Here is a 23,047-nt window from a genome sequence, read left to right as displayed (position 1 = left end):
TCAAATTCTAAATTTAAAAAATCTCTACTTATGTAGGGATTTTTTTATGCCTCTTTTCAATAGAGAGTTTAATCTGAAACAGGTATAATTGATGAAATTGTCATTACATTTTAATTTATGCCATACACACTTGCGACAGAAGTTAGCTTCGAGGAAGACATTAAAAAAAGTCGCTTTCAGGCGATCGCAGCACCTGTGGAAAATGAACAGCAAGTTAAAGCCTTTTTGGAAAAGCATTTAGATACATCTACAACACACCAATGTTGGGCATGGAAAATTGGACACAATGTCCGTTTTAATGATGATGGTGAACCTTCAGGAACAGCAGGGCGTCCTATACTTGCGACCATTGAAGGTAATGAGTTGACCAATGTTATTGTCTTGGTCAATCGTTGGTATGGTGGGATTAAACTTGGTACAGGTGGTTTAGTCCGTGCCTATGGTGGTTGTGCAGGGCAATGCTTACTTCTCGCTGAAAAAATTGAACTGATTGAAAAGAAAAAAGCTTGTTTTCAGTGTCTATTTAATGAATGGGCGATTTTCCAATATGAGTTGAATCAACAACAAATTGAATATGAAGAACAATATATAGAGAATGGCGTTGTCATTCAGTTGCAATTACAAATACCGCAAATTCAAGCTTTGGCATTGAAAATTCAAGATGTAACACGTGGGCGTGAACAGTTAAAAACAGTGGATGAAGACATGGTGGGTGAAAATCGTGAGTGAACAAGATCCATCATTAAAATATAGAGAACAGCATAAACACCGTTTGAACTATATGCCATGGTTGTATTGGTCATTAAAGCCAAAAAATCGGTTGTGGGCGGATGAATGGCAAAAAGAATATCAAGAATATTTAATGCAGATGGAAACTATAGAAATTGGTGAAAATTGTTTTATTTCACCATTAGCGCATATTTTTGCGGAGCCCGGACGGAAGATTGTCATTGGAGATAATTGCTTTATTGCTGCTGATTGTACTTTACATGGACCCATTACCATCGGAAATGAAGTTGCGATCAATCATCACTGTATTTTAGATGGTGGGCGTAGTGGTATTGTCCTTGCAGATCAAGTTCGTATGGCAGCATATTGTCATTTATATGCATTTGATCATGGTATGGATTTAGGTCAGCCAATATATCAGCAAGCTGTCACATCTAAGGGGATTGTAATTGGCAAAGATGTTTGGCTCGGCGCACATGTGGGGATTAAAGATGGTGTACGTATAGCAGATCAAGCGGTTGTCGGTATGAATAGTATGGTGACAAAAGATGTCGCTACACGAGAAATTGTTGTGGGGAATCCTGCAAAAATGATTCGATATCGTGACTAAAAACACATCAATTGTAAATGTAAGTCATTGATTACATTTCTTCATCGATATGCTTAAAAAACTTGTGCTATGTTAAAAACATAACCAACACGAGGCTGTATAAGTCATTGAGAGGCTGATATGAACCGAGTCATTGCATGTATAGATTCTTCCCCTTGCATTAATGCCTTAGCAGAAGCGGCGGCGTGGGTCGCACATAAAACGGGTCGTGAATTGGTTTTATTGCAAGTTCTTGACTATTATCCTGCAAGTTATCATTTAGGTGAAATAAGCGGTGTTATTGGTTTTGAAAGTAATGCAATGTTACTGAAAGAGCTATCAGAACTCGAACAAAAGCAAAGTGAGCTTGCACTCGATTATAGTAATAATTTGCTTAAACATATTTCTAATATGATTCAAGAAAAATATGGACTAACCACAACACATATTCAAGAAAAAGGTGATTTTCTAGAGCAAAGTTTTAATTTATTACAAGAAGATGATTTTGTCGTAATTGGGCGTTTAGGTGAACGCTCTGCAGAAAAAAATAAAACTATGGGTAGTAATGTTGAAAACTTTATTCGTGGTGCGCGATGTACAGTAATGACTGTTGGTGAGGATTTTAAACCGCCGACACGTTTTATATTTGCCTATGAGCTTTCTGAAACCTGCCAAAAAATGCTAAAACGTGTGGCTAAAAGTGATTTATTAAAACAGTTGCAATGCCATTTATTATACGTGGGTGATCACCCAGAAATTCTCAATGAACCCGCACAACTATTACGAGATGCAGGCTTTGATGTAGTGATGGAATATCGCTATGGTGATGTTGCAACCAATATTTTAGATTATCAAAACTTGCATCAGATCCAACTCTTGGTGATGGGGGCATTTAGTCATAGTAAAATTCATCAATTCTTTTTAGGTAGTGTCACAACGACTATTTTTAGGAATACGACAGTACCCTTATTGGTGGCTAAATAGTGTTCTATAAATATGTGATTTTTATCACATAAATGAAGAATATCATGATTTTAAATGATTCATGATATTCTTCATTCTCTTTTTGATTGAAAAAAGTATGAATTTTATGTAATTTGAAGTTGGCGAGAATTAAGTAAAAAACAGATTGGTTAAAATATATTCTTTGTTAAAAGATTTAACAAATACATATACTTATGTTTTAATACATTAGTTATCCACAATTATACAAACAGCTTTAGGGGATAACTTTTAATAAGTAAAAGTGGTTAGTTCAAGGATGTGTAATTTAGCTATAATAAAAAGCCACATTCATCATGTGGCTTTTATTGAATATTCATTTAATTTTTTAAATTGGTAACTTTGGTTTGTATATATTATTTAACAATCGCTATTGCAAAACCATCATGACCCTTACTACCTACAGTTTGTAGTGCTGTACAAGATAGAATTTTAGGATGATTCTGCATTGCTTGATACATTTGACGAATACCTTCAATGCTTGGCTTAACATTTTCAGGATTCATAATATCACCAGCACGAATGACATTATCAAGCACGATCACTGTTCCTGAGTGTGATAAATTTAAACTCAATTCAAGATATTCAGGATAGCTCTGTTTATCGGCATCGACAAAAATAAAGTCAAAGGCTTCAATATTTTCAGGCAAAGCATTGAGAATGTCTGCAGCACGACCGACTTTAAGTTCTATTGTTTGTGGTAAATTTGCTCGGTCAATATTTTCTTGACCCATCGCTGCATGGGTATCACGACCTTCAATTGTCAGAATATAGCCATCCTCAGGTAATGCACGTGCAAGCCATATAGTGCTATAGGCAGCAAAAGTGCCTAATTCAAGAACACGTTTGCATTTATTCATTTGGATCAACATTTGTAACAGCATACCTTGATTTGCAGCAACGGCAAGATGGTCAGGGAAACCATGCGCAGCAGTGTTTTCAAGGGTTTGTGTTAAAATTGGATCTTCTGGAATTAAATGTGATTCGATGTAATGATCGATATCTGACCACATTTGTTGCATAGCATGTACCTGAATATTTTAAAGCGTATAAGTGAGTTGCATTGTAAACTTTTTCAATTAGAGTGCAATTTTATTCCGTATTTTTACAGACATTTTAAACAAAAAGACTCAGATTTATTGTTCACTATAATGTCAAAGTTTTAAGTTACCGAGTGTGGTAATCGCACGATCTATTGCGCAGCTAAAAAAGGAGATCGAATGATCTCCTTAAGTGATAATCTATTTTTCAATTTATGATAATAAATATCGTTGAGTTGAAAGTGATATCTTTATAAATTACACATTGAGCTATTACGGGTTAAATCAGGACCCCAAGTACGGTAACCTTGCGTATCAATATGAATTTGACCCGACGCGTATAAGCCTAATCCCATATTGAGATTTTGACCATATTGCACCCAAAATTGACATAATTTATATTTAGTATTTTCAATATAAGCATAATCTTGTGCTTGTGGAGAAACAGGTCCAATACGGAAATCAATTGCAGAGTTAAATAGATGGCGCGAAGAACCTGCACCACCTGCACATTGATTTAAAGGTAAATCACGGTATACAGAGGTTACAGTAAAATCAGTCAATACTTTTGAAGCAACAAGATATTTAAAGACTTTCAGCGTTGCCAACTGATTACGCCATAATTCTTGATTTGGAATCATATATTCAGATTTACCACATTGATCCCAAGCCCGTGCAGTTTTAAACAATTCAAAACTAGGAATGATATTCCCTGAACCATTTTGCTCAAGAAAACGTTCATATTCACGTGAGCGAGCTTGGTTTTCACCTTGCATTAACCAATTGCGATAAGACGTAGGCATAACTTTCGGTTGCATTGCGCGATCAAGCGTGACTTGTTCTTGCGGGATATGAATGCGCTGACCGGGTTGTGTTCCTGACGTATTATGCTTCGGGCTAGAAGTACACCCAACCAAGACAAAAGTCATGGTACCAACGGCGAACAAGCCTTTGAGGAATTCTTTCATTATAGGTATTTAAATTACTGCCAATAAATAATGGGCTATTTTAAACTGAAATATACGGTAGATTTTGAATATTTTGCAAACAATTGTACCTTTTCGTTTCAGATTGAAAAAAAGATCAGCATTTGCTGATCTTTTCTATCTTATTTTTCAAGATATTGAAGTTTGTCGGCTTTACCGTTCCATTCTTCACGATCTTCAGGCTGATCACCAATCTGAGTGATGTTTGGCCATTTTTGTGCTAAATCAGCATTTAGTTCAATAAAGACTTCTTGACCTTCAGGTAATTCATCTTCTGAGAAAATTGCATTTGCTGGGCATTCTGGTTCACATAATGCACAGTCAATACACTCATCTGGATTGATGACGAGGAAGTTAGGTCCTTCATAGAAACAGTCTACAGGGCAGACTTCTACGCAGTCTTGATATTTACACTTAATACAATTCTCAGTGACTACAAAGGTCATGGCGTCAGCTACCTAAAAATTTGGTTCTAATGAATGATGCTGTATTTTAGGCAAAACAGCCGAAAGTAACAATTGCTTTTATTGATATTTGTTATAGATGATCCTGCTGAGAACAGAAAAAATGATGATATAGCTATTTTTCACAGGATTTCGAGATTTCAAAACCATTAAAAATATTGTAAATTCTAAAAATAAGCTGAGATAAACGTGAAAATGCTTAAAAGATGAATAAAGAGCCGTAGATTAAAGAAGCAAAGCCTAAATTACGCAGGCTTTGCTTGCTAAAATAAATATAATATTGATTTGGGTGTTATTTAATCAATCAATGCATCAACTCTTTAAGTTGATACAATTGTGCTAAAGCTTCTCTTGGTGTGAGATTGTCAATATCCAATTGTGCAAGTGCATCTAACGCAGGTGATGATTTTTCAATCTCAATGATTTTTTCAACAACGTGTACTTCTGCTTGTGTAGTTGTATCTGTGATTTCATCGATTGAAGCAAATAAATCATTTTGCGTTATGGTTATTGGCTGTACTTGCTGTTTTTCTAAAATTTTCAAACGTTTTTGTGCTTCTTTAATCACACTTGCAGGAATGCCAGCAAGTTTAGCGACTTGTAAACCATGACTTTGGCTTGCAGGTCCAGACTGAACTTTATGTAATAAAATTAAATTGCCATTCAACTCTTTTGCAGTTACGTGATAATTATCAATGCCTGATTCTTTCGATAATTCAGTCAATTCAAAATAATGTGTAGCAAACAAACATAAACATTTGATTCGACGAGTTAAATCAAGTACACATGCCCAAGCGAGTGAAAGACCATCATAGGTACTTGTACCGCGACCCACTTCATCCATCAGTACCAATGATTGACTTGTTGCGTGGTGTAATATTTGCGAAGTTTCAGTCATTTCTACCATGAATGTCGATTTACCTGAAGATAAATCATCGGCTGAACCAATACGCGTGAAAATACGATCTATGGGACCGAGTTTTGCCGATTGTGCAGGCACGAAACTACCGCAATATCCAAGCAGGCTAATTAGTGCTGTTTGGCGCATGAATGTCGATTTACCGCCCATGTTGGGACCTGTAATAATCGCCATACGATGATTAAAATCGAGCAGGGTATCATTGGGCGTATATGGTGTTTTACTTAGTGATTCCACGACAGGATGACGACCTGCATTAATTTTAATACCCGATTCAGGACTATATTCAGGACGATTCCAATTGTTTAAACGTGCTTGATGGGCAAAATTGGCTACTAAATCAATCTGAGCAATGGCACTGCTCATCATTTGTAAATCGCCAATATTTTGACGTAATTCTTCAAGTAACATTTCAAATAGCATTTTTTCACGTGCAAGCGCACGAGATTCACTAGATAGGACTTTATCTTCAAATGATTTTAATTCGGGGGTAATATATCGTTCAGCATTTTTTAGGGTTTGACGGCGAATATAATGCTCAGGGGCTTGTTCTGCTTGTGAGCGAGTCAGTTCAATATAGTAGCCACTGACACGGTTATAGCCGATTTTCAGTGTATTGATCCCACTGACTTCACGCTCGCGAATTTCGAGGTCAATCAGAAATTGCCCTGCATGATCACGGATTTTACGCAGTTCATCTAGTTCAGCGTCAAAACCTTCTGCAATGACATTTCCATCACGTAGTAAAACAGGTGGATTTTCAACAATGGATGACATTAAGCGTTCATGTAAGCCATTAAAATCACCTAATTCCTCATTGAGTTGAGTGATTAGCTGCGATTGTTTATTTGTTAATACAGGTTGTAATGCATGGCGTAAAAATGGAATTTGCGCACATGCTTGACGCAGTTGCACTAAATCACGTGGGCGAGCACTACCTAAAGCCACACGGCTGAGCACACGTTCAATATCGCCAATGTCTTTCAGGACGAGTCGAACAGGTGATTCATGATAGCCTTTCAGTAGATTATCTGTGGCATCAAGGCGATGATCGAGTAGTGCTGTGTCACGTAACGGTTGCATTAGGGTGCGGCTGAGTAAACGTCCCCCCATAGCTGTTTGACAATCATTAATCAGAGAAAAGAGTGATGTACCATGTTCAAATAATGGATCAATAATTTCTAGATTGCGACGTGTAACAGGATCAAGGGCTATAAAATCTGTACTTTGTTCGAGTTTTAAGGAGCGAATATGGGGTAAAGCCGTTTTTTGTGTTTCACGTGCGTAATGAATTAGTGCAGCTGCCGCAGCTTTGGCTAAAGGAAGATGATCAACGCCAAAACCTGAGAGTGTTGAAACGGCAAACTGATCACACAAGGTTTTTTGTGCATTATTTAAATTGAAATCGACATTTGGACGTTTTGTAATAGGGCAATCAATATTTTTTTTAACTGAGTCGATAATATTTGGATCAACCAAATCTTCATCAATTAATATTTCACTTGGCATTAAACGTGCAAGTTCAAGCGGTAAACTTTCTGAATTAAAATCTTGCTGTTGAACTTTAAAAATCCCAGCGCTGAGGTCAAGGAGTGCTATACCAACTTGATTTTGTTGAAAGCACATGGCGACCAAATTCGATGCTTGATGTGCAGTTAGTAGTGCATCATCAGTGAGTGTTCCCGGTGTAATGATACGAACTACGCCACGTTCAACAGGCCCTTTTCCTGTCACTTCACCAATTTGCTCACAGATCACCACAGTTTCGCCTTTCTTGACTAAGCGAGCGAGATAACCTTCTGCTGCATGGTAGGGAACGCCTGCCATTGGAATCGGTTCACCATTGGCTTTACCACGATGGGTGAGTGTAATACCGAGTAATTTAGCTGCTTTACGTGCATCATCAAAAAATAGCTCGTAAAAATCTCCCATGCGATAAAACATGATTGAATGTGGATTTTGCATTTTTATTTTTAAATATTGTTGCATCATCGGTGTGAGAGTAGATAAGTCGGCTATGAGTTGATTGTCAGTCATAAAATGCTCGGAGAATAAAAAGGAAACCTTGCTAAAATAATTTAGCAAAAAGATTTTAACGAAAATTATATATACTGAATATTGTATTGATATATTTCCATTTTAAAAGTGATAGAAATATTCAGTATAGGGCAATAATACGTAGTAATTAGAATTAAAAAACCCTATCAGAAGATAGGGTTTTGATTTAACGATGTAAATTATTTACCTATTGCTTTGCTCAGTTCAGGGTCTTTAACTTCAATGTATGTGCTTGAACGAAGTTCACGTAACCAACTGTCAAGTTCAGAGTCAAATTGACGCTCACCTAAAATTTGACGTGCCATGCGTTGTTGATATTCTTGGGTCATGTCTTGTTGGCGTGTACCACTGACCAATAAAATATGCCAACCAAATTGAGTTTCAAAAGGTTCAGTCACTTGTCCCACAGTAGCTGCTTTCATTTTTGCATCAAACTCAGGTACCATCATGCCAGGACTGACCCAACCCAAGCTACCACCATCACGTGCAGAACCAGGATCATTCGAGTAAGTTGCTGCTAAAGTAGCAAAATCTTCACCTGCTTTAATACGGTTGTAAATACTATCAATCGTTTGCTTCGCACTTTCAGGGCTTACCACTTCAGATGTTTTAATCAAAATATGGCGTGTTTCAAACTGAGGAACAAGTGCTTTCTGTTCGTTGCCTTTACGTTCAAGTAATTTTAAAACGTGAACGCCATCTTTGGCTTGAATCAGCTCAGTCGCTTGTCCAGGGTTGAGTACACTCACACGTGCTGCAAGTTCTGATGGAATGTCAGACAGTGGGCGGAATCCCATATCAGCACCATCAACTTTGACAGTCTCAGTGCTGTATTTTTTTTCGATTGTTTTGAAATCATTGTTACTGCTGAGATCATTTTTTACTTGCTGAGCGATTTGAGTCAATTCACTTGGTGTTGTTGAGCCTGAAATACGCATGTGAATGACATGTACTTGACTACCGACAGCGGCTTGACCTTCAGGTGATTTGAGGAAATTATCAACATCTTGATCGCTAATTTTAATGCGTGACATCACTTGTTGTTGACGCAGACGTTGAATGAGCAAGTCATCTGCAATACGGTTACGTAGCACTTCATACGTTCCTGGTGCAACACTATCTAGCTTTTGTTGAAAAGCTTCAAGGCTAGTTGCGCCTGATTGATTTGCAACTTTTAAAACGGCTTCATTGAGGCTCTTTTCATCTGCCTTTAAACCATAGCGTTTAACTTGTTCCATCTGTGCATTTTGGGTGATGAGCTGATTTAAAACTTGCACACGTAAATATTCAGTCGGTGGAACTTCTTTCTTTTGCGCTTGTAATTGATGCGCAGCTTCAGCCATACCTTGCTCTAAATCACTTTGAAGAATGGCACTATTACCTACAACCGCAATGACTTGATCTGTCGGTTCAGCAAATACGGACATTGATGAAGAAATCAAGAGTGTGAGTGCAGTCGCTTTAAAGAGTTTTTTTAAATTCTGAGTCTTCATTAATGGGTCCAAGATTGATTAACTTTGTCGAAACCTAAAATACGGTTTTCAAGTAATGAGCTTAATTTGTTGTTTAAGCCCCCGAGTCCTTTCAGGGTGAACTCAGCCATTACAGCGCGTTTTGGTTTTACATCAGATGCATTGACATCGTCAAGGTCGTTAAAGTATTCACGACCATAAACGGAGATACCCCAACAGCATGATTCGTAATTGACACCGAGCAAGTATTCACGGGCAACATTGTTGTCAATGTCGTATTGGGCATGGCCCATGATGCGCCAATTGTTGCCTACAGGTTGAATAAATGAAGCAACAACTTGATCATATGGTTTTTGGCGGTCAGGTAGATTGTTGCGAGAAAAATAGCCAACATTGAATAGGTTACCTTGATCGCCTGTATAGTAGGCTTGTAGGTCACGCTGAACATTATCCCCGTTTGACATCCATGCGCCATTTGCTCCAACGCTGAAATTTTGTGATAGCTGACTGGTTAGGCTAACAACGGGGCCAGTTTTCTTTTCGGTATCAAAATCATCTGACTGATTGAGTAAACTAACTTTGCGATCATCAAAGAAATAACTTTGACCCACACTTGCACGTATACGCTCAAGTCCTTGTGTATCAAACAAGCTATAACTTAAACCTAAAGATAAGAAGTTATTATCTTCTAGACGGTCATGTCCATAAAAACGATAAGGACTGAATAATTGATCATAGTTGATTGATGCCGTTGTTGAATCAAAGTTTGGATAGTTCTGCTGATTTTCATACGGTGCATAAGCATAGAATGCACGTGGAGTCAGTGTTTGTAAGAATTTTCCATCTTTTTCAAAGGTTAAGCCTGAATCAAATGTAAATTGCGGTACAACTACAGATTTATTTTGAGAATCTGAACTAAAGTTACTTGATGTTTTTGTATCCTGATCATAATACGTATTTAATGTACGGATAGATGCCTCAGGAATAAAAAATCCCCACTGATTTCGGAAGTTATAGCGCGCAGCAACTTGGTTGTATAAACGTGTACCGTTAGGTTGTGCTAAATCGGTAAAGTCAGAGATATTCTTTTTAAAGTAAGCGGTGTCGTTATTAAATTCGTATTCAAAACCTTGTGGGTTACCACCAACATAGTTCAACAGGAACTGGGGGAGGCGTGCATAAGGCTTATCAATGTCGTTGATGTCTTTATCAAGGGTCTGGAAGTCTTCGACTTTTAATTGTGCTTTTAAACCAGGAACACCATTCGCATAATTAAGTTCCCAAGCACGACGTTGGTTTAACTCGGTTCTTGAATCTGAACTTGCATTCAGATCAGAGAAAAAGTCTTTGTCAGAAACATAGTTGTATTCAGCATTGGTTGACCATTGGTCATTAATTTGCCAATTATGTAAAAAGTGAAAATCTGCACGGTCTGTACTTAAATCATGTTTAATTCGATAAGCATCATTTTCATATTCTTTATCGGATGGAAGATATGATCCCCATAAACGACCAGCACCGAAATTTTCGGTTAAATAACGGAATTCACCCGATGCCATTACACCACGATCACTAATAATACGGGGTGTTACTGTTGCATCATAATTAGGTGCAAGGTTTAAATAAATTGGAACAGCAAGTTCAAAACCACCGTCATTGGAAAAACCAAAGGTTGGGTTTAAAACCCCTGTAGTACGACGGTCATCAATGGGAAAATTGAAATAGGGTACAGCTAGTACAGGTACATCTTTAACGTATAATTTTGTACCGCGTGTTACACCACGTCCCGTATCTTGATTCAGTTCAATGGTATCTGCTTGTAGTTTCCATGTCGGTTTCTGATCGGGTGGGCAGGTTGAGTAACTGGCATCTTCTAGTACGACTTTGGTCGGTGAAACTTTAGAAATTTTGCTTGCATGGCCATGTGCATGGGTGACTTCTGCAATATAGAAACTGTTGTTTAGCTCGCCTGTTTCTTCTTTTAAGTTGTAATCAATTTGATCACTTTGCGCTATAAGACCACCTTGAGCCATTTGTACATTGCCTTTGGCTTTGGCAATAGTTTGACTTTGGTCAAGTATGACTTCATCGGCACGGATCATACGACCTTGTTGGTCAATGACCACATCACCCGAAAGTACTGAGTCGCCATTGGGATTGTAATAACCATGATCGGCAGTAATGACCGATGAACCATCTTGAGGTGAGGTCGATTTACTTTGCTGATCAAATGGTGTTACCCAAACACCATCGCAATAGCGATTGGTTGCGGTATTTACATCATCACGAATTTGCGCTTCGGCTGAGTTTTTATCGACATAATATTGTTCAAAAAAGTTTTGCCCAGGAAAACTTTCTTTCAGTGCTTGCTGCAGTTTTTGGTTGTTGACATTGTTTTGTGGAGCAACAGGGATTTCTCCAGTTGTCGTGACAGCGTCAATTGGGTCTGCATAGCTTGCCATTGAACTTCCGCATAGAAGTGTCAAAATAGCAGTTGCGAGAGGATTAAATTTAAACTGATGCTTCATTTGTCTCATTAACCAACCAAGTATGCAGATAGCAATTAATTATTGTCGCATCATAGAGAAAAAGTTGATAAGTGGCTACACTTAGAACTTCAAAAAAACAGCCTGTAATAGATTTAATTGCAAATGAAAATACAACGTGAACAATTGATACAAACATGGATTACATCTGTACTCAACTCAGATCAATTTGAAATCAACTTTTTAGCAGGCGATGCGAGCTTCCGTCGTTATGCACGAATTATATTGAATAATAAAACATTTATGCTCATGGATGCACCTCCTGAGAAAGAAGATTGTCGTCCTTTTGTGTCTATAGACGAGTTCTTTTATCGTCATGGTGTGCGTGTACCGCATATCGTTGCAAAAGACTTAGAAAATGGTTTCTTATTACTTGAAGACTTTGGTGATATTTTACTGTCTACGCTGTTAGATGATCAAACAGTTGATGCACATTATGCACAAAGCTTTAAGCAGTTGATTCAATTGCAATCGATTGATGGTCAGAATCAATTTCCAGCATATTCTTATGAAAAATTAATTTCAGAAATGGATTTGTTAACCGATTGGTTACTACCATCTTTAAAGATTCAGCCAACTGAAAGTGAACAAGCACTGATTAAACGCACATTTGCGATTCTTGCAAATGCAGCACTTGCTCAACCTCAAGTCATTGTACACCGTGATTTTCATAGTCGAAATCTGATGATTTTAGACGGTGAAACAGAGCAAGGTGTTATTGATTTCCAAGATGCTGTAATTGGTGCGGATACTTACGACTTAATTTCGATTACCCGTGATGCGTATGTACAGTGGAATGCAGAACGTGTCTACGGTTGGTTTAAAGTATTTTATGATTTGTTGCCTGAAAGCGCCAAAGAAGACCGTGATTTTGAACAGTTTAAGCAAGATGCCGATCTGATGGCGATTCAGCGTCATATCAAAATTTTAGGTATTTTTGTCCGCCTATTTGAACGTGATGGTAAATCAGGCTACTTAAAAGATCTTCCTCGTGTGATGTGGTATTTACTTGAAGAATCTAAACCATATGCAGAATTGCAACCATTTATGGATTTTATCAATGCTAGAGTCATGCCTGCATTTACTGAAAAATACGGTACTTACGAGGTTGTAGCTTAATGAAAGCAATGATTTTAGCCGCAGGGCTTGGCAATCGCATGCGTCCATTGACGCTGTATAAGCCAAAGCCTTTGCTTGAAGTGGGTGGAAAAGCATTGATTGTTTGGCACATTGAAAAACTCAAACAAATTGGTGTGACTGATATTGTTATTAATTCAGCATGGCTTGCCGATGTACTTATTGGTGCGCTTGGCGATGGTTCACAATTTGGTGTCAATATCCGTTGGACACGTGAAGATGAAGGGCTTGAAACTGCAGGAGGCATTATTAATGCCTTACCTTTACTCGGTGATGAGCCTTTTATTTTAATCAATGGTGATGTTTGGACACAGTTTGATTTTTCGACTTTGTTGAATGTTGATTTGGGCAATTGTACCGATGGCGACTTGGCTCATTTGGTCTTTGTTAATAATCCTGATCAACATCCTAATGGTGATTTCACACTTGCAAATGGTCGTGCGTATACCTTTGATCAAGAGCAAACAGGTGAAAATCTGACATTTAGTGGAGTATCAGTGATTCATCCTCGTCTATTTGAGGGCTTAGAGTCGGGGAAGCGCCCGCTCGCACCTTTACTTAAACAAGGCATGCTTGATAATAAAATTTCAGCAGAAAAAATGCAAAGTGCTTGGGTCGATGTGGGTACACCTGAGCGTTTAATGGCATTGGATTTACAAATTAGACAAGGTGATTATGCTTAAGACGGTGTCTTAAGATGTCTAAGTAAAGGCTTTAGTGCTTGTTAATACGCTTAACTGCGTATTAACTCGTCATTAAGTACTGTTCCACGGACAGGAAATCGGTATACTTTCATCTAAATTTTTGAAGATGTCATTCTCTATGCATCCATTTTTTCAAGAGCTAAAACAAGGCAGTCTCAAGCTTGGTCTACAGTTGAGTGATGAATCACTGAATTTGTTGTTAAAGTATCAAGATGCATTGGTCTTGTGGAACAAAGCTTACAATTTGACCGCCATTCGTGATCCGAAAGAAATGCTTGTAAAGCATTTGTTGGATAGTTTAAGTATTTTAAATGATTTGCCTCAAGGTCGTCTGCTCGATATTGGTACAGGTGGTGGTATGCCTGGCATGATTATTGCGCTATGTCAGCCTGAGCGTTCATGTGTATTACTCGATTCTAATGGTAAAAAAATTCGTTTTTTAAAGCAGTTTATTGCTGATTTAAAATTACAAAATGTGATTGCTGTTCAAACACGAGTTGAAAATGAAGATATGATCCAAGAATTGGGTCAGTTTGATGTCATTACCAGTCGTGCTTTTGCATCATTGACCGATTTTGTTGAAGCTTCAAGCCCTTATATGCATGACAATAGTATTATTGCATCAATGAAAGGTTTGATTCCGCAAGATGAAATTGATGCGCTTAAAGATCAATTCAGTTGCGACATTATAGAATTACACGTGCCACGCTTAGATGAGCAACGTCACTTACTTTTATTAAAACGTATTTAAAAAACAAATGAAGGACTGGGGTTACCATGGCTCAAATTATTGCGATCGCTAACCAAAAAGGCGGCGTAGGTAAAACCACTACAGCGGTGAATTTGGCTGCTTCATTAGCAGTATTAAAAAAACGTGTCCTTTTGGTCGATATGGATTCTCAGGGTAATGCCACAATGGGCTCGGGAATCCAAAAAAATGATTTATTATATTCAGTGACCGACGTTTTATTGGGTGAAGTGCCGATTGAAACAGCAATTACCAAAGCTGAAGTAGGCTATAAGGTTTTGGGTTCAAATCGTGATCTTGCAGGTGTAGAGCTTGCGATTGCAGATCAAGACGGGCGTGAATTTATTTTACGTGAAGCATTAAAACGAATTGATCAAGATTTTGATTATATCATTGTCGATTGTGCACCAAGTTTAAGCTTAATCACAGTCAATGCCTTGTCTGCTGTACATGGTGTGATGATTCCAATGCAGTGTGAATATTATGCTTTGGAAGGTTTGGCTGATTTAACGCAAACCATTGATAAGATCCAACAGGCTTTAAACCCTGAATTGGAAATTATTGGTGTACTTCGTACCATGTATGATTCGCGTAATGCATTAACACGTGATGTTTCTGCGGAGCTTGAACAGTATTTTGGCAAAAAATTGTACGATACGGTAATTCCTCGAAATGTACGTTTGGCTGAAGCACCTGCGCATGGTTTACCGATTATTTATTTTGAAAAAAGCTCCAAGGGTGCAATCGCTTATTTAAATTTGGCAGCCGAAATGTTGAAAAAAAGTAAAGTGAAAAAAGGAAGTCACGCATGACTGTAAAAAAACGAGGGTTGGCGAAAGGGCGTGGCTTAGATGCGTTGCTCGGATCAATCCAAAAAGAAAAATTACAGCTTGAAGTACAAGCGTTAGATCATGGTCAGTTAAAACAAATTGATGTCAATCAGTTGAAACGTGGAGAATATCAGCCACGCCGTTTTATTGATGAAGCTGATTTACAAGAACTTGCAGCCTCTATTCAAAAACATGGTGTGATGCAACCGATTGTTATTCGCCCGATTGATGATGCTGAACATGCGTATGAAATTATTGCAGGTGAACGTCGTTGGCGAGCTGCACGTATTGCGGGACTAACTGAAATTCCTGCAATTGTGCGTGATTTGACTGACCAAGTTGCGATTGCTTTGGCATTGATTGAGAACATTCAACGCCAAGATTTAAACCCAATTGATCAAGCGCTTGCATTGCAGCGTTTCCATGAAGAGTTTGGTTTAAGTCATCAAGAAATTGCTGACACTGTAGGCAAAGCACGTACTACAGTCAGTAACTTATTACGTTTGCTCAGCCTGACCGATGAAGTGAAAAACTTGATGCAACAAGGTCAAATTGATATGGGACATGCACGTGCAATTTTGACTTTAAAGGCTAAAGATCAATTACAAATTGCTAAAATTGTAATGGATAAGGGCTTATCTGTACGCCAAACCGAGCAATTGGTACGTGATTGGAATACACCAAAGCAAGAGAAAGCAAGTGCACCTTTGGTGGCTGATGTTGAGCAATTGACTCAGAAGCTGTCTGAGCGTTTTAGTGCCAATGTTAAAATTGATTATAATAATCAAGGTAAGGGGAAACTTGTGATTAGCTATAACTCACTTGATGAATTAGACGGGATCTTAAATATCTGTCTAGCAGAATAAGAAAATAGGCTTCTTTTGTGTCGCAAAATACAGTATTAAAAATTGAAATGATGCATAGTCACAAAGGAAGCCCTGAAAATGAGCGTTAAAACTTAAGTTTGGGGAATAGGTTTATGTGGGAATTGGTGAAAGCGGGCGGTTGGTTAATGCTGCCGTTGGTGTTGTGTTCGATCTTTACTTTGGCTATTACGCTTGAACGCTTAATTCGTTTGAAGCGGGCGAATGTATTACCCAAAAATTTATTATTGCAAAAAGGTCGTCCACTCGATTCAGTGCTTGATACGCTTGAGCAAGATAAAGTCGTGGCAAATTCAACTTTGGGTTATATCTTGCGTGAAGGCATAGATGCATTTCCACAAGGTGAAGCCTATGCGCGTGCACAAATGGAAGCGACTGCATCGCGTGAAATTGGATATTTGGAAAAGAATGTTAACTTTTTAGGCACACTGAGTGCTGTTGCGCCATTGCTTGGTTTATTGGGGACTGTACTTGGGATTATTGAATCATTTTTAGTTTTGGACTTTGGTAGTAATAGTAATCCAACTATGATGATTCCAGGTATTTCCAAAGCATTAATTACCACTGCTGCGGGTATGGTGATTGCAATTCCTGCACTATTTGCCTACCGTTATTTTCAGCGCTTGGTACAAGAATATATATCTGAGCTAGAACAACAATCGACACTATTTCATGCAGCATTGTTCTATCGTAAACAGCAGCCACAAGACGTTGAACAAAAACAAGCGAGCTGATTGGGGATAGGCAGATGAAATTTAAAAGATCGAATACTGTTGAAGATATTCATATCAATCTAACACCCATGATCGATTGTCTATTATTTATATTGGTTATTTTGTTGCTTACGACAACATTCAATCAACAAAGTCGAATTAATTTATCTTTACCCGATGCACAGGGTGTTCCACCGAAGGACTTTCAGCATAAAATTGAGGTGATGGTTGATGCATCTGGACATTATGCAGTCAATGGTCAAGCTCTTTCGAGTAAAGAAGTTGCCGATTTAAGTGCAGCAATTAAACAGACGGCACACGATAAACGTGATTTAATGTTTATTATTGCCGCAGACGCTAAAGCAACCCATCAAGATGTCATTCGTGTGATGGATGTTGCGGGTCAGCTTGGCTTTGTTAATATCAATATCAGCACCAAAGTTCCCTCCCGAGGTTATTAATCAGTGAAGCAGGATTTTAAGGTCTATCTGCGCCTTTTAAGTTATTTAAAGCCCTTTGTTGGGATTATGGTCTTGGTTGTGGTGGGTTTTGCTCTCAATGCAGCGACTGAAGTTTCAGTCGCTAAATTGTTGGAAAAAATCATTAATGCCATTCAAACTCGAGATCAAAGTTTTACGACCTTATTTCCAATTCTTGTTGTTTTACTGATGTTTTTCCGCGGTGTCGGATTGTTTATTGGTGGTTATTTTACTGCCGTCATTTCACGCAATTTAATTTTTAATATTCGTCAGGAAGTATTTGCAAAGTTATTGCGTTTGCCTGCGCAGTATTATCTAGATAATAGTAGTGGGCATATTACGGCAAAAATTATGTACAACGTTGAACAGCTTACCGCAGCGTCAACAGAGTCATTAAAAACAGTTTTGCAACAGGGGATGATTACCATTGCCTTGTTAGGTTATCTGCTTTATACCAATTGGCGTTTAACAGCCGTAATTCTTATTTTTGGCCCACTGATTGGGATCATTATTCGCAAAGCATCTAAGCGAATGCGTAAACTGTCAGTGCAAGTGCAAGACACCATGGGGGATGTAAACCATGTGGTGCAAGAAGCCGTGGGTGGACAGTTGGTTGTTAAAGGCTTTGGTGGACAGCCTTATGAGCAAGAGCGTTTTAAACAACATTCGTTGGAAAATTTAAAACGTGGTCTGAAAATGGTCATAGTACAACAATTGAATAGCCCGATTGTTCAACTGATTATGTCCATTGCGCTGAGTATTATTATGTACATTGCGCTACGTCCTGAAATTTTACAAGATACATCAGCAGGTCAATTTATTGCCTATATTACCGCTGCGGGTATGCTGAGTAAGCCGATTAAAACCCTGACAGATGTGAATGAAAAATTACAACGAGGCATGGCAGCAGCACATTCAGTTTTTGAATTGCTCGATTTACCAGAAGAAAAAAATAATGGAACACTCACTCCAGTATTAAAAGGTAATGTTGAATTTAAAAACGTCAATATGATGTATGCAGATGGTTATCATGCCATCCAAGATTTCACCTTAAAAATTGAAGCAGGGCAGACGGTTGCTTTGGTCGGACGTTCGGGTGCAGGTAAAAGCTCGCTCGTTAATTTACTTATGCGTTTTCAAGAGATTAATTCAGGTAGTCTATTGTTTGATGGTATTGCCATTCAAGATATTGAAGTCAGTAGTCTACGTACACAAATTGCAATGGTGAATCAACAGGTCGTGCTGTTTAATCGAACCATTCGTGAAAATATTGCTTATGGTCAGTTAGAGTCTGCAACGGATGAAGAAGTGATTGCAGCAGCAAAAGCCGCTTATGCACATGACTTTATTATGAGTTTACCCAATGGTTATGACACCGAAGTCGGTGCACAAGGTTTAAGCTTATCTGGTGGACAACGTCAGCGTATTGCAATTGCGCGTGCAATTTTGAAGAATGCACCAATTTTGATTTTGGATGAAGCTACAAGTGCGCTCGATAATGAGTCTGAGCATTATATTCAAAAAGCTTTTGATGAGGCGATGCAACATCGTACGACGATTGTGATTGCACACCGATTATCGACCATTGAAAATGCAGACGTAATTGTGGTTATGGATAAAGGGCGTATCATTGAGCAAGGTACTCATAGTGAGTTATTGGCCACGCATGGAGCTTATTATCAACTGCATGCACGCAATTTTGAGGAATAATCTGTTATGTCAATTGCACAGACCATTCAGGATGCTTGGAATCGTCAGGCGAAGTGGTTGGTTTTATTGCGACCTCTGTCTTGGTTGTATGGTGGTGCATTTGCATTTAATAAAAAATTATATACGCTTGGGTTGAAAGAAGTTTACCAAGCGCCTGTCCCTGTGATGGTGATTGGTAATATTACAGTTGGTGGTAGTGGGAAAACACCATTGCTGATTCAATTGGTGAAGTATTTACAGCAAAATGAAATTCGAGTGGGTGTGATTAGTCGGGGCTATGGTGGTCAAGGACCATTCCCTGCATTGGTGGGCTTAGATGCAACACCAGATTTTGTCGGTGATGAACCGTGTTTGATCGTGCAGTCTACAGGTGTGCCGATGGCGGTCGGCTCAAATCGTCAACAGACGATTGAATTGTTGCTTGAGCAACATGAGCTTGACCTCATTATTAGTGATGATGGTTTACAGCATTGGGCATTGGCACGGCAAATTGAGTGGATTGTACTTGATCAAAATCGTGGTTTAGGTAATCAAAAACTCCTACCCGAAGGCTATTTACGCGAACCTATTTCTCGGCTTGAAATAGGGACAGTCATTGAGCATGCAACACAGCCTAATTCAGATTTAAATATGCATTTGGATGTCGGTGAGCCATATTTACTCAATCCATTGTATGATCAAGCAGTTGATTTTGATCCAACACAAAATTATTACGCTGTGGTTGGAATTGGTTTTCCACAACGGTTTTATAACACGCTTGAGTCGATAGGCGTGCAACAGTTTCAGTGTCATGAATTTGCAGATCACTATGATTATGAAATTGATGATTTGCAGTTTGAAGATAGTAATCCGATTGTGACTACTGAAAAAGATGCTGTTAAACTTTTACCATTATTGAAAAAAAATCCGCTTTTTCACCGTGAAATATGGGTTATTCCAGTTGAAGCGGTGCTTTCTGAACAGTGTTATACATTACTCGATCAGCAACTCATGCAAGTGGGTATTGTTGTAGATGAAGTTTAAAGGTTAATTGAATGAAACATATCGTCATTCCTGCGCGTTTCGCAAGTTCTCGACTGCCTGGTAAGCCTTTATTGCAAATTCATGGTCGTCCCATGATTTTACGTGTGGTTGATCAAGCCAAAAAGGTTCAAGGTTTTGATGATTTGTGTGTGGCAACCGATGATCCTCGTATTGCAGATGTTTGTCTTGCTGAAGGTGTCGATGTTGTGATGACTAATCCAAATCATCCATCGGGTACAGATCGTTTGAGTGAAGTTGCACGTATAAAAGGTTGGGCAAGTGATGACATTATTGTCAATGTTCAAGGAGATGAGCCATTAGTTCCTGCACTATTGGTACGCCAAGTCGCTGATTTATTGATTCAGCGTACAGATTGTTCTATGTCAACTTTATGCGAACCGATTCATTCTCTCGAAGAATTTCAGCGTGATAGTATTGTCAAAGTAGTGATGTCTAAGCTTAATCAAGCGTTGTATTTTAGTCGTTCACCGATTCCCTATGATCGTGATGGCGCGAAAGTGACTGAGCCGAAATTACACTCACAAGCTTATCGTCATTTGGGATTATATGCCTATCGTGTGCAGTTGCTACAAGAATATGTGCAGTGGGATATGGGGGTGCTTGAGCAGCTTGAGAGTTTAGAGCAGTTACGAGTTCTTGAAAATGGGCACCGTATTGCCATTGCTGTTGCACAAGTGAATTTACCACCAGGTGTAGATACACAAGTCGATTTAGATCGTTTAAATACTTTGCCTGTTTCGACCTTTGAATAAGTAGAGCAGGATTTATGGATGCATCAACCTCTCAGGTTTATCCGTGGCAACAACAGATGTGGAGTACGCTGACGGGGCGTTTTCCACAAATTGGTCACGCCTTATTATTTTATGGCAAAAAAGGCTGTGGTAAGCATGCGTTTGCACAACATTTTTTGGCGTGGATTTTGTGCCAAAAACGCCAGCCTCAAGGGGCATGTGGTGAATGTAGTAGTTGTTTGTGGTTGAAATCAGGCACACATCCAAATTATGTATACATCAGTACAGATGAAGATAATAAAAAAAGTAATGCACGAATTAAGATTGAAAAAATTCGTGATTTATTGCCTTTTGTTCAACAAACAGTAGAAGGTTGGCGGGTGGTGGTGATTGAGCCTGCCGAAGCGTTAAATATTGCATCAGCGAATGCTTTGCTGAAAACGCTTGAAGAACCCGGTGAGCGTGTGATCATTATTTTATTGGCACAGCATCCACAAAAACTGCCTGCAACTATTCGTAGTCGTTTACAGCATTTTGCTTTAGACCGTATTGAAACTACTATTGCAGAACAATTTTTACATACCCATTTGCCTGAAATTGATCAAGTTAAAACACAATTGTTGATGAATTTATCAGGGCAAATGCCACTACAAGCCATACAATTGGCACAATCTACATGGATTGATCAGCGACAAGTATTTATGCAAGATTGGCAAAAATTAGTGATGGATAAAAATATGCCACTACTTTATGCGAGTAAATGGCAGAAGGCACTGATATTTCCAGATTTTGTTCAACTTTTTGAATACTTGTTGTCTGATTTAATTTGTGTCAAGCTGAATCAAGATGTGAAAAATTCCGATTTAAAGTTAGATGCTTTGGCAGAGCAATATTCGCTTGAAGCTTTATTTGCACTGTATCAAGACTTACATGACTTTAAAAAAATGGTCGATCAAAATGTCCAGACCAATTTGGTGTTGGATCAAATTTTTATAAAACTAATGAATGTCGCTTAACGACAAAATTGTAAAATGATAAGGGGAAGACAATGCAGCCACCACGTATGGGCGGTTTAATTCAGGTCAATATTAATGACCGTGCAACCTTGCAGGCAAGTTATATGCCATATATTAAAGGTGGTGGATTATTTGTACCATCAAAACAACAAGTTAAAATGGGTGATGAGGTTTTTGTACTTGCGGGTCTGCCTGACCAATCACAAAAAACACCGTTAACGGGTAAAGTGGTGTGGATTTCACAAAAGCAAACAGGATTGAAACCACAGGGTTTTGCAATTCAATTAACTGGTGAAAAAGGCGTTTATTACAAAATGGAAGCTGAAAAATTACTCGCAGGGAGTATGTCTTTAGACCGTCCTAGCTTTACAATGTAAGCTATTCAAATTGAAATCACAGGTAACGCCGTGTTTGTAGATACACATTGTCATTTAACTATGCTTGATCTTGCACCCTATGGCGGAGATTTGGATGTAGCATTGCAACAGGCACGTGAAGCGGGTGTAATTCGTTTTATGGGGATATCGGTTGATTTAGCTGATCATATTGCGTTGTCTGAAATTGCTGCCCGCCATGCCGATGTTGGCTATAGCGTGGGTGTACATCCTTGCGAAGATGAAGCAGTAATGCAACAAGCCACTGTTGAATGCTTGGTTGAGTTGGCACAACCGGACAATGTTTGGGCTTTGGGTGAAACAGGTCTAGATTATTTTCATAGTACCGAATTTGTCGATGAACAAAAGCGTTGTTTTGCTCGACATATTCATGCATCACAGCAAGTGGGAAAGCCTGTGGTAGTGCATACCCGTGCTGCCAAGCATGACACCATTGATATTATTCGTGCAGAAAAATCAACACACGGTATTTTGCATTGCTTTACTGAGGATTTGGAAACGGCAAAGGCTGTTTTAGATTGTGGTTACTATATTTCTTTCTCAGGTATTGTTTCTTTTAAAAATGCACAGGATTTGCGTGATGTGGCAAAACAAGTACCACTTGATCGCTTATTGATTGAAACAGACAGTCCTTATCTTGCGCCTATGCCGTATAGAGGAAAGTCTAATGAACCAAAATACGTGCCCTATGTAGCCAAAGCCTTGAGTGATGTATATGATAAACCACTCGAAGAGATTGCCATGATTACAACACAAAATTTTGAAAATCTTTTGCGAGGCAAATAAGGATTGCTCAGTGATGAGAGCAAGTAACAGAGTAAACCAATAACAGCGAAAGAAGAGAGTACAGG

The 23,047-nt window shown here is 38.6% G+C and carries 22 protein-coding genes; 16 read left to right on the top strand and 6 right to left on the bottom strand.

The annotated features are described in order from the left end of the window. The first annotated feature begins 117 nt into the window (after positions 1 to 117). From ACK1JC_RS09330 to ACK1JC_RS09320, 3 genes are all read left to right on the top strand, one after another. Positions 118 to 729 (top strand): IMPACT family protein, encoded by a 612-nt coding sequence (locus ACK1JC_RS09330; RefSeq protein WP_409511598.1) that lies wholly within the window; start codon positions 118 to 120, stop codon positions 727 to 729. Next, a complete protein-coding gene (locus tag ACK1JC_RS09325; protein WP_409511597.1) occupies positions 698 to 1,339 on the top strand; it encodes a DapH/DapD/GlmU-related protein in 642 nt (213 codons plus the stop codon). Before ACK1JC_RS09330 ends, ACK1JC_RS09325 begins: the two co-directional genes overlap by 32 nt. A gap of 120 nt (positions 1,340 to 1,459) precedes the next feature. Then, on the top strand, positions 1,460 to 2,302 hold the full coding sequence (locus tag ACK1JC_RS09320) for a universal stress protein (protein ID WP_409511596.1): 843 nt from the start codon (positions 1,460 to 1,462) through the stop codon (positions 2,300 to 2,302). 374 nt (positions 2,303 to 2,676) lie between these two features. On the opposite strand, the gene ACK1JC_RS09315 is transcribed toward ACK1JC_RS09320, so the two are convergent. The 6 genes from ACK1JC_RS09315 to ACK1JC_RS09290 form a co-directional block, all read right to left on the bottom strand. Continuing rightward, positions 2,677 to 3,342, bottom strand: a complete 666-nt coding sequence (locus tag ACK1JC_RS09315; RefSeq protein ID WP_409511595.1) for an O-methyltransferase — start codon at positions 3,340 to 3,342, stop codon at positions 2,677 to 2,679. Positions 3,343 to 3,611: 269 nt separating this feature from the next. After that, complete coding sequence (locus ACK1JC_RS09310) at positions 3,612 to 4,328, bottom strand: peptidase M15 (RefSeq protein WP_409511594.1); 717 nt, start codon at positions 4,326 to 4,328, stop codon at positions 3,612 to 3,614. Between the two features lie 140 nt (positions 4,329 to 4,468). Beyond that, on the bottom strand, positions 4,469 to 4,792 hold the full coding sequence (gene fdxA, locus ACK1JC_RS09305; RefSeq protein ID WP_409511593.1) for a ferredoxin FdxA: 324 nt from the start codon (positions 4,790 to 4,792) through the stop codon (positions 4,469 to 4,471). 322 nt (positions 4,793 to 5,114) lie between these two features. Beyond that, on the bottom strand, positions 5,115 to 7,766 hold the full coding sequence (mutS, locus tag ACK1JC_RS09300; protein WP_409511592.1) for a DNA mismatch repair protein MutS: 2,652 nt from the start codon (positions 7,764 to 7,766) through the stop codon (positions 5,115 to 5,117). 200 nt (positions 7,767 to 7,966) lie between these two features. Beyond that, positions 7,967 to 9,280 (bottom strand): peptidylprolyl isomerase, encoded by a 1,314-nt coding sequence (locus tag ACK1JC_RS09295; RefSeq protein WP_409511591.1) that lies wholly within the window; start codon positions 9,278 to 9,280, stop codon positions 7,967 to 7,969. Beyond that, positions 9,280 to 11,787, bottom strand: coding sequence for an LPS-assembly protein LptD (locus ACK1JC_RS09290; RefSeq protein WP_409511590.1), 2,508 nt, complete (start codon positions 11,785 to 11,787; stop codon positions 9,280 to 9,282). Before ACK1JC_RS09290 ends, ACK1JC_RS09295 begins: the two co-directional genes overlap by 1 nt. A gap of 123 nt (positions 11,788 to 11,910) precedes the next feature. Here ACK1JC_RS09290 and ACK1JC_RS09285 point away from each other — a divergent pair, with 123 nt between their 5' ends. From ACK1JC_RS09285 to ACK1JC_RS09225, 13 genes are all read left to right on the top strand, one after another. Further along, complete coding sequence (locus tag ACK1JC_RS09285) at positions 11,911 to 12,924, top strand: aminoglycoside phosphotransferase family protein (protein WP_409511589.1); 1,014 nt, start codon at positions 11,911 to 11,913, stop codon at positions 12,922 to 12,924. Continuing rightward, positions 12,924 to 13,625, top strand: coding sequence for an N-acetylmuramate alpha-1-phosphate uridylyltransferase MurU (gene murU, locus ACK1JC_RS09280; protein WP_409511588.1), 702 nt, complete (start codon positions 12,924 to 12,926; stop codon positions 13,623 to 13,625). The genes ACK1JC_RS09285 and murU overlap by 1 nt, the downstream gene beginning before the upstream one ends. 139 nt (positions 13,626 to 13,764) lie before the next feature. Continuing rightward, positions 13,765 to 14,397, top strand: a complete 633-nt coding sequence (gene rsmG / locus ACK1JC_RS09275; protein ID WP_409511587.1) for a 16S rRNA (guanine(527)-N(7))-methyltransferase RsmG — start codon at positions 13,765 to 13,767, stop codon at positions 14,395 to 14,397. Positions 14,398 to 14,423: 26 nt separating this feature from the next. After that, positions 14,424 to 15,206 (top strand): ParA family protein, encoded by a 783-nt coding sequence (locus ACK1JC_RS09270; protein WP_409511586.1) that lies wholly within the window; start codon positions 14,424 to 14,426, stop codon positions 15,204 to 15,206. Continuing rightward, entirely contained in the window at positions 15,203 to 16,090 is an 888-nt protein-coding gene (locus ACK1JC_RS09265) for a ParB/RepB/Spo0J family partition protein (RefSeq protein WP_409511585.1), read from the top strand. Before ACK1JC_RS09270 ends, ACK1JC_RS09265 begins: the two co-directional genes overlap by 4 nt. Before the next feature lie 113 nt (positions 16,091 to 16,203). Then, positions 16,204 to 16,842: a MotA/TolQ/ExbB proton channel family protein gene (locus ACK1JC_RS09260; protein ID WP_409511584.1), complete on the top strand. Its 639-nt coding sequence runs from the start codon at positions 16,204 to 16,206 to the stop codon at positions 16,840 to 16,842. 14 nt (positions 16,843 to 16,856) lie between these two features. Then, the gene (locus ACK1JC_RS09255) at positions 16,857 to 17,282 is read left to right on the top strand and encodes an ExbD/TolR family protein (RefSeq protein ID WP_409511583.1); all 426 of its coding nucleotides are present in this window, start codon (positions 16,857 to 16,859) and stop codon (positions 17,280 to 17,282) included. Positions 17,283 to 17,285: 3 nt separating this feature from the next. Continuing rightward, positions 17,286 to 19,010, top strand: a complete 1,725-nt coding sequence (gene msbA / locus ACK1JC_RS09250; RefSeq protein WP_409511582.1) for a lipid A export permease/ATP-binding protein MsbA — start codon at positions 17,286 to 17,288, stop codon at positions 19,008 to 19,010. 6 nt (positions 19,011 to 19,016) lie between these two features. After that, positions 19,017 to 20,033 (top strand): tetraacyldisaccharide 4'-kinase, encoded by a 1,017-nt coding sequence (gene lpxK / locus ACK1JC_RS09245; protein WP_409511581.1) that lies wholly within the window; start codon positions 19,017 to 19,019, stop codon positions 20,031 to 20,033. An 11-nt stretch (positions 20,034 to 20,044) separates the two neighbouring features. Next, entirely contained in the window at positions 20,045 to 20,806 is a 762-nt protein-coding gene (kdsB, locus tag ACK1JC_RS09240) for a 3-deoxy-manno-octulosonate cytidylyltransferase (RefSeq protein ID WP_409511580.1), read from the top strand. Between the two features lie 14 nt (positions 20,807 to 20,820). Beyond that, the gene (locus tag ACK1JC_RS09235; protein WP_409511579.1) at positions 20,821 to 21,801 is read left to right on the top strand and encodes a DNA polymerase III subunit delta'; all 981 of its coding nucleotides are present in this window, start codon (positions 20,821 to 20,823) and stop codon (positions 21,799 to 21,801) included. Positions 21,802 to 21,833: 32 nt separating this feature from the next. After that, the gene (locus ACK1JC_RS09230) at positions 21,834 to 22,178 is read left to right on the top strand and encodes a PilZ domain-containing protein (RefSeq protein ID WP_409511578.1); all 345 of its coding nucleotides are present in this window, start codon (positions 21,834 to 21,836) and stop codon (positions 22,176 to 22,178) included. A gap of 30 nt (positions 22,179 to 22,208) precedes the next feature. Beyond that, positions 22,209 to 22,982 carry a TatD family hydrolase gene (locus tag ACK1JC_RS09225; RefSeq protein WP_409511577.1) on the top strand — a complete coding sequence of 258 codons (774 nt, stop codon included), beginning with the start codon at positions 22,209 to 22,211 and terminating at the stop codon, positions 22,980 to 22,982. Positions 22,983 to 23,047 lie beyond the last annotated feature (65 nt).

Source organism: Acinetobacter sp. TY2, assembly GCF_046269225.1.
Taxonomy (GTDB): Bacteria; Pseudomonadota; Gammaproteobacteria; order Pseudomonadales; family Moraxellaceae; genus Acinetobacter.
Note: the sequence above shows the minus strand (reverse complement) of the source record. Positions and strands in the feature narration are given on the sequence as shown.